Below are 6,866 nucleotides of genomic sequence, written 5' to 3'. Positions count from 1 at the left end.
CCCGCCACTATCAAGCCACTTCCCTCGCGCAAAACACGCGGTCAGCAGGCCCGTGTTGGGTTGCGCACCGTGAGGCGCGACTACCCGCAAGCGTGCATCACCAACTGCATGCACACGCCAGGAGCGGCAGCCCCCAATGCCAAGCCCATGCCACCACCTCGCTGATGTGGCGCAAGGGCATGCTCGGGGCTAATCTCAATGCATGGATTGACCTGCAGCAAGAGGGCAAGACGCGGCAGGCACAAGAGCCCCGCGCGATTGCCTGACCGGCCCGTCAGGATTTGTATCAATTCAGTAATGGTTCGTTGCGGTTTCAAGCAAGCATTGCGTGGGACTTAGTACTACTATCTGTAGGAAGCAGCCACAGAATTCCAGCTGCTCAGCACTACCCTCAAAGGGGGCACCATGAAAGAAAAACTGCAAAACTGGCTGCACGACCTCGGCGTCGCACTTGGCTTGATCGAGCCACCGCTGCAACCGGTGCCTATCCGCACCGATGACGAACAGCGCCGTCCGCGTCGCAGGTAAGGCCTGAAAAGCGCTCAGACATTGGTGTTTGGGCGCGATCACTCGTCACACTGTCCCTGGATCACAGTAGATTGGGGCGTGCGTGCTTGTATGCGATAGCCCTGTACCGGTCGAAGACCTGGTTCCTAAATTAAGTTGCGTTCGTTTTGTCTGACTCTGGAAGTGCTCTGGTCGGACGTTTCCTTTTGTCTGTTTCCTCGACCTTTTCTGTATTTGCACGCTTTATATTCCTGCCCTCTTCAAGGAAGGAGGACAGGGCTATGTCGTTTGTTAACAGTTTTGCCTGTGACGAGTGCGACGACCTTTTTGAAAAAACTGGGCAGTAAACAAAAAAACGGATGCGACAACCGACGTCGCACCCGCTGAAGAAAGCCTTGCTCAGGCTGCGTCGGCCGCCGTGGCCTCTGGTCGACGCGACAGCACACTCACCAGCACGAAACTCACCACGCTCACACCCAGGCTGTAGTAGATCGGTGTGTTTGCCTCCAAGCCATCCTTGATCATGAACACCAACGCCGTGGTGACGCCCAGTGCCATAGCGCTGATTGCGCCCGAGGTGGTGGCACGTTTCCAGTAGATTGCCCCGATCAATGGGATCAGCATGCCGCCTACCAGCAGGTTGTAGGCCAGGGTTAGTGCGCTGATCACATCGGTGACCACCAGGGCGATACCCAACACGGCGATGCCGGTGAGCAGGGTGAACAGGCGGTTGATGTTCAGGCTCGACTGTTTGCCGCCGCGCAGGCGTGGCAGCAGGTCTTCGGTCAGTACGGTGGATGCTGCGAGCAGGCCGGCACTGGCGGTGGACATCATGGCAGCCAGCGCCGCAGCGATCACCAGGCCGCGGATGCCATCGGGCAACGACAGTTTGACGATGGCGGCGAAGGCGTTGTTGACGTTGCCCAGGTCTGGGATCAGCACGTGGGCCGCCATGCCGATCAATGCGCAGGCCAGGCCGTAGAGGATGCAGTAGAAACCGGCGAAAGTGCCCGCATACCTGGCGACCTTTTCGTCACGGGCGGTAAACACCCGCTGCCAGATGTCCTGGCCGATCAGGATGCCGAAGAAATAGATCATGAAGTAGGTGAGGATGGTGTCCCAGCCGATACTGGTGAAGCTGAAGCTGGCCGCCGGTAGCTTGGCCACCAGCTCATCCCAGCCGCCCACGCGGTACAGGCAGATCGGCAGCAGGATAAACATCAGGCCGACGGTCTTGATCACGAATTGCACGATATCGGTCAAGGTCAGCGACCACATGCCGCCGATGGTCGAATAGATCACCACTACCACGCCGCCCAGCAGTATTGCTGCCCAGAATGGCAGGTCAAACATCACTTGCATCACGGTGCCGATCCCCAGGATCGAGGCCACCGCCAGCATCAGCGCATAGGCCAGCATGATCAGTCCGCTGGCCTGGCGGGCCATGGGGTTGTAGCGCTGCTCCAGGACTTGGGTCACGGTGAAGATCTTCAGCTTGAGCAAGGGTTTGGCAAGGAACAGGTTCAGCGCAATGATCCCCGCACCCAGTGCTGCGCAGAGCCAGAAGCCGGAAATACCGTGGACATAACCCAGGCGCACGCTGCCCACGGTGGATGCGCCACCGAGCACCGTCGCGGCCATGGTGCCCATGTACAGCGTCGGCCCCAGGTTGCGACCGGCGACCAGGTAGTCTTCATGGGTCTTGGCCCGGCGCATGCCGTAATAGCCGAGCACGAGCATGCCGGCGGCGTAGATGAGTACGACGAATAGATCCAGAGCCATAGTGGCGAGTCTCCCATTATTATTTTTATAGGTGTCCGGGCGGCGGGAAGCGCCGCCGGTTTATCGGTCTTACATCAACGGTGCGTGACGCCAGGCAGCACGCAGAGCATTTCGTACAGCAGGTTGGCGCCCAGCAACGAGGTGTTGCCGGTGGTGTCGTAGGGCGGCGAAACTTCCACCAGATCACAACCAATCAGGTCCAGGCCCTGGCAGCCACGGATGATCTCGATCGCCTGGATAGTGGTCAGCCCGCCGATTTCCGGGGTGCCGGTGCCGGGCGCCCAGGCCGGATCGATGCCGTCGATGTCGAAACTCAGGTACACCGGGCCGCCGCCGACCTTTTCCCGAACTTCGGCCATCAAGGGCGCAAGGGACTGGTGCCAGCACTCTTCGGCCTGGACCACACGGAACCCCTGTTTGCGGCTCCAGTTGAAGTCTTCGGCGGTATAGCCCTGGGCGCGCAGGCCGATCTGCACCACGCGGTCGCAATCGAGCAGGCCCTCTTCGACGGCCCGGCGGAAGGTGGTGCCGTGGGCGATTTTCTCGCCGAACATATGGTCATTGACGTCGGCGTGGGCATCGATATGCACCAGCCCGACCTTGCCGTGCTTCTTGTGGATCGCCCGCAGGATCGGCAGGGTGATGGTGTGGTCGCCACCCAGGGTCAGCGGGATCACGTCGTGCTTGAGGATCTCATCGTAGGATTCTTCGATGATGCGCACGGCGTCCAGCAGGTTGAAGGTGTTGATCGCCACATCACCGATGTCGGCAACCGACAGCGAGTCGAACGGCGCAGCGCCGGTGGCCATGTTGTAGGGGCGGATCATCACCGACTCGGCACGGATCTCGCGGGGCCCGAAACGGGTACCGGCACGCAGCGAGGTGCCGATGTCCAGGGGCACGCCGACAAAGGCGGCGTCCAGGCCGGCAGCGGTTTGCAGGTGGGGCAGGCGCATCATGGTGGCGATGCCGGCAAAGCGCGGCATTTCGTTGCCGCCCAGTGGTTGGTGAAAGATCTTGTCCACGGGAGTGCCTCATCGTTGTTGTGTTTATCAGAGGCTGATTCTGCGAAATGCCGGGCAAGGGAAGAATCGCTGTGGGGAAATACTTAGTTCAGATTTTTATGAACTAATGCCTGAGGTAGACTCCACCGGATTGCCGAACCCGTTCCCTGTAGGAGCGAGCTTGCTCGCGAAAAACCAGAGAGCGCCGCATGCATTCTGAATGCACGCGCCATCGTTAACGTTTTTCGCGAGCAAGCTCGCTCCTACAAGGGGGGCTATGTCAGCCGATTTTTTTGCCTGGAGGTTCCATGGCCAGCGCTTTACCCGACCTGAAACTGCTGCGTATCTTCGTCAGCGTCGTACGCCACCAGGGGTTTGCCTCTGCCCAGCACGAACTCAACCTGTCGACGTCGGCCATCAGCACCTATATGAGCCAGCTGGAAGGCGCATTGGGCCTGGTGCTGTGCCATCGCGGGCGTGGCGGTTTCAGCCTGACCAGCAAGGGTGAGTTGTTTCATCAGGAAACCCTGCGCCTGCTGGGCGAACTGGAGGGCTTCGAGCAATATGCGGCGGCGCTCAAGGGCGAGTTGCGCGGCACGCTCAAGCTGGGTGTGCTCGACTCCACCGTCAGCGACAAGGCTCTGCCATTCGCCGAAGTCATTGGTGCTTACAGCCTTGAGCACCCGGCGGTGCATTTGCACTTGTCGGTGATGAGCCCCTACGAGTTGCAATTGGGGGTGCAGGACAACCGCCTGGACCTGGCCATCGGCGCTTTTTCCAACCGTATGAGTGGCTTGGTCTACATGCCGCTGTACCGCGAACAGCACTGGCTCTATTGCAGCTCGCGGCATCCGCTGTTCAGCGAGCGGCGTATCCCGGAGCAGGTGATTACCCAGCAACGCATGGTCGGGCGTGGTTACTGGAGCCAGGCGGAACTGGCGCGCCATGGCTTCAAACACAGCGCTGCCACGGTGGAAAGCATGGAGGCGCAGTTGATCCTGGTGCTGTCCGGCGCCTATGTCGGCTATTTACCCGAACACTACGCCCAGGCCTGGGCCGACAAGGGCGATTTGCGAGTGCTGCTGCCGGCGACTTTTGGCTACCAGGCGCCGTTTTCGATGATCATGCGCCGTGGGCGCAGCCGCGAGCCGTTGATCCAGACCTTCCGCGACTTACTCAAAGCACAGCTCAATCAGGCCTGACCATGTCCAGACCCCAATGCCCCCGCTGCCTGCGGCCGACCACCCATTGCCTCTGTGCGTTGATCCCGAGCCTGGACAGCCGCACCCGGGTGTTGCTGCTGCAGCATCCCAGCGAGGTCAACCACGCGCTCAACACTGCGCGCCTTGCCGCGTTGGGGTTGCTCAATGCGCAACTGGTGGTGGGCGAAGTGTTCGAGGATTTGCCGGCCTTGCTCAACCCGCCGGGGTATCAGGCGCGGCTGCTGTTTCCCGCCGAGGATGCGCAACCGTTGCAGGCGTATAGCCCATCCGATCTGCCGTTGCTGCTGGTGGTGCCCGACGGCACCTGGCGCAAGGCGCGCAAGTTGCTGCACCTCAACCCGCTGCTGGCGGCGTTGCCCCGGGTGACGCTGGCGGCGGGCGCCGTGTCCCGTTATCGGTTGCGCAAGGCGCCGGGGCCGGGAGCGTTGTCGACGGTGGAGGCGATCGTGCAGGCGTTGCAAGTGCTGGAGGCGCCGCAGTCATTCGAGCCGTTGTTGCGGCCGTTCGAGGCGTTGATCGAGGGGCAGATTGCGGCGATGGGGGAGGAGGTTTTCCAGCGCAATCATGGGGGTGATTAGCAGGCTCACCGAGGTGAGGCCATCGCAGGCAAGCCAGCTCCCACATTGACCGCGCATGTCTTGAACGACGCGGTCAATGGACTGCCCCCCAAAAGTCACCTCAACGCTCACGCATCGCCTCCGTCCGCGCCTTCAACACCGGCTTGAGCAAGTAATCCAGCACGCTTTTCTCCCCGGTAATAATGTCCACCGTCGCCACCATTCCGGGAATGATCAGCAGCGGTTTGTTATCCCCGCCCAAATGGTTCTTATCGGTGCGCACCTGGATCAGATAGAAGCTGTTGCCCTTGTCGTCGGTAATCGTATCGGCGCCGATCAGTTCCAGTTTCGCCGCCAGCCCGCCGTAGATGGTGTAGTCATAGGCACTGAATTTGACCATCGCCTTCTGCCCCGGATGCAAAAACGCCACGTCCTGGGGCCGCACTTTGGCCTCGATCAGCAGGTTGTCTTCCAGTGGCACGATTTCCACCATGTCGCTGCCCGGCTGGACCACGCCGCCGATGGTGTTGACCTTCAGTTGCTTGATCACCCCATGTACCGGCGAGACCACGGTGGTGCGGCTCACGCGGTCGTCAATGGCGATGCTGGTGGCGGTGATTTTCGACAGATCAGTGCGTTTTTCATTGAGTTCCTTGGCCGCTTCCGAGCGAAAGCTCTGCACCGACTCGTCGATCTTGCTCTTGATCTCATTGATCGCCGACTCCGCGCGGGGAATCGCCAGGGTCGTGGCGTTCAGCGAGCCACGGATCTCCACGGCGCTGCGTTTGAGGCGCAGGATTTCCACCGGTGATACCGCGCCGGTGCCCACCAGCGGCGCCGACATGTTCATCTCTTGTTGCAACAGCGCCAGGCTGGAGCTGAATTGGCCCTGCTTGGAACGAAACTCCGCCAGTTCCTGGGTTTTCTGCCGCAACTGTTCGGTCAGGGTCCGCTGCTCGCTGCTCAGGCGCCGCTGGCGTTGTTCAAACAGCGAGCGTTCGTCCTCGGCCACTTGCGGGGCCTTGGCGATCACTTCATCGGACAATTTGAACGGCCGCCCCTCGGCCTCGGCGGACAGGCGTTCAACCTGGGCGGTGAGGGCATAGCGGTCGACTTCGCTTTCGCCCTTGTTCGAGCGAAAGCGCGTGTCGTCCAGTTGCAGCAGCTTGTCGCCCTTGTCCACCATCTGCCCTTCGCGCACGTAGATCTGGGTGACGATGCCGCCCTCCAGGTTCTGGATCACCTGCACTTTGCTTGACGGGATGGCCTTGCCTTCGCCCATGGTCACTTCATCGAGTACGGCAAAGTTGGCCCACAGCAGGGCGCAGATGATCAGACCGGCGGTAAGCCACACGATAATCCGTGAACGGCGCGGCGAATCCTGCAGCGAAGCGCCCGCCAGTTCGGGCATGAATTCGCTGTCGGCGGTTTTGCCAAAACTCTTGAAGTAGCCCGGTGACGAGGGAGTGGCTGACATGGTGGGGCTCCTAGACCGCGGCCGAGCCGACACGGCCCTTGCGCAATGCATCGATCACACTTTCCTTGGGGCCGTCGGCCACGATGCGGCCGTTGTCCAGCACGATCAAGCGGTCGACCAGGCTGAGCATCGAGGTGCGGTGCGTGACCAGGAGCAACGTCTTGCCCTTGACCCACACTTCCAGGCGCTGGCGCAGGGTTTCTTCGCTGCTGTTGTCCATGGCGCTGGTGGGCTCGTCCAGCAGCAGGATCGGCGGATCGAGCAGCAGCGCGCGCGCCAGCAGCACGGCCTGGCGTTGGCCGCCCGACAACAACTG

At 61.1% G+C, this 6,866-nt stretch carries 7 protein-coding genes and 1 pseudogene; 4 read left to right on the top strand and 4 right to left on the bottom strand.

The window, feature by feature from the left end; all coding sequences use genetic code 11:
* Positions 1-266: pseudogene (locus BFQ03_RS30670) on the top strand (hypothetical protein); the annotation flags it as partial.
* Between the two features lie 139 nt (positions 267-405).
* Positions 406-528 (top strand): PA1414 family protein, encoded by a 123-nt coding sequence (locus tag BFQ03_RS31000; RefSeq protein ID WP_003210728.1) that lies wholly within the window; start codon positions 406-408, stop codon positions 526-528.
* A gap of 378 nt (positions 529-906) precedes the next feature.
* On the opposite strand, the gene BFQ03_RS14905 is transcribed toward BFQ03_RS31000, so the two are convergent.
* Both BFQ03_RS14905 and speB read right to left on the bottom strand, forming a co-directional pair.
* Positions 907-2,289: a sodium:solute symporter family protein gene (locus tag BFQ03_RS14905; RefSeq protein ID WP_065943463.1), complete on the bottom strand. Its 1,383-nt coding sequence runs from the start codon at positions 2,287-2,289 to the stop codon at positions 907-909.
* 74 nt (positions 2,290-2,363) lie between these two features.
* A complete protein-coding gene (gene speB, locus BFQ03_RS14900) occupies positions 2,364-3,314 on the bottom strand; it encodes an agmatinase (RefSeq protein ID WP_032863463.1) in 951 nt (316 codons plus the stop codon).
* Between the two features lie 287 nt (positions 3,315-3,601).
* On the opposite strand from speB, the gene BFQ03_RS14895 reads away from it, so the two are divergent.
* Positions 3,602-4,495: a LysR family transcriptional regulator gene (locus BFQ03_RS14895; RefSeq protein WP_032863462.1), complete on the top strand. Its 894-nt coding sequence runs from the start codon at positions 3,602-3,604 to the stop codon at positions 4,493-4,495.
* Between the two features lie 2 nt (positions 4,496-4,497).
* Positions 4,498-5,094, top strand: a complete 597-nt coding sequence (locus BFQ03_RS14890; RefSeq protein WP_032863461.1) for a tRNA-uridine aminocarboxypropyltransferase — start codon at positions 4,498-4,500, stop codon at positions 5,092-5,094.
* Positions 5,095-5,194: 100 nt separating this feature from the next.
* Here BFQ03_RS14890 and BFQ03_RS14885 read toward each other — a convergent pair whose 3' ends face one another.
* Positions 5,195-6,550 carry an HlyD family type I secretion periplasmic adaptor subunit gene (locus BFQ03_RS14885; protein ID WP_032863460.1) on the bottom strand — a complete coding sequence of 452 codons (1,356 nt, stop codon included), beginning with the start codon at positions 6,548-6,550 and terminating at the stop codon, positions 5,195-5,197.
* A gap of 10 nt (positions 6,551-6,560) precedes the next feature.
* Positions 6,561-6,866: ATP-binding cassette domain-containing protein (locus tag BFQ03_RS14880; protein WP_139115697.1), on the bottom strand; the 306-nt coding region annotated here is incomplete at its 5' end.

Source organism: Pseudomonas sp. 25 R 14 (assembly GCF_900004755.1).
In the GTDB taxonomy this organism is placed as follows: Bacteria; Pseudomonadota; Gammaproteobacteria; order Pseudomonadales; family Pseudomonadaceae; genus Aquipseudomonas; species Aquipseudomonas brenneri.
This window is presented reverse-complemented; position numbering and strand designations above follow the sequence as displayed.

What these genes read in the sequence shown, in the direction of transcription:
- BFQ03_RS31000 (WP_003210728.1), top strand. Translation starts at nt 406, where the DNA reads ATGAAAGAAAAACTGCAAAACTGGCTGCACGACCTCGGCGTCGCACTT.
- BFQ03_RS14905 (WP_065943463.1), bottom strand. Translation starts at nt 2,289, where the DNA reads ATGGCTCTGGATCTATTCGTCGTACTCATCTACGCCGCCGGCATGCTC.
- BFQ03_RS14895 (WP_032863462.1), top strand. Translation starts at nt 3,602, where the DNA reads ATGGCCAGCGCTTTACCCGACCTGAAACTGCTGCGTATCTTCGTCAGC.
- BFQ03_RS14890 (WP_032863461.1), top strand. Translation starts at nt 4,498, where the DNA reads ATGTCCAGACCCCAATGCCCCCGCTGCCTGCGGCCGACCACCCATTGC.
- BFQ03_RS14885 (WP_032863460.1), bottom strand. Translation starts at nt 6,550, where the DNA reads ATGTCAGCCACTCCCTCGTCACCGGGCTACTTCAAGAGTTTTGGCAAA.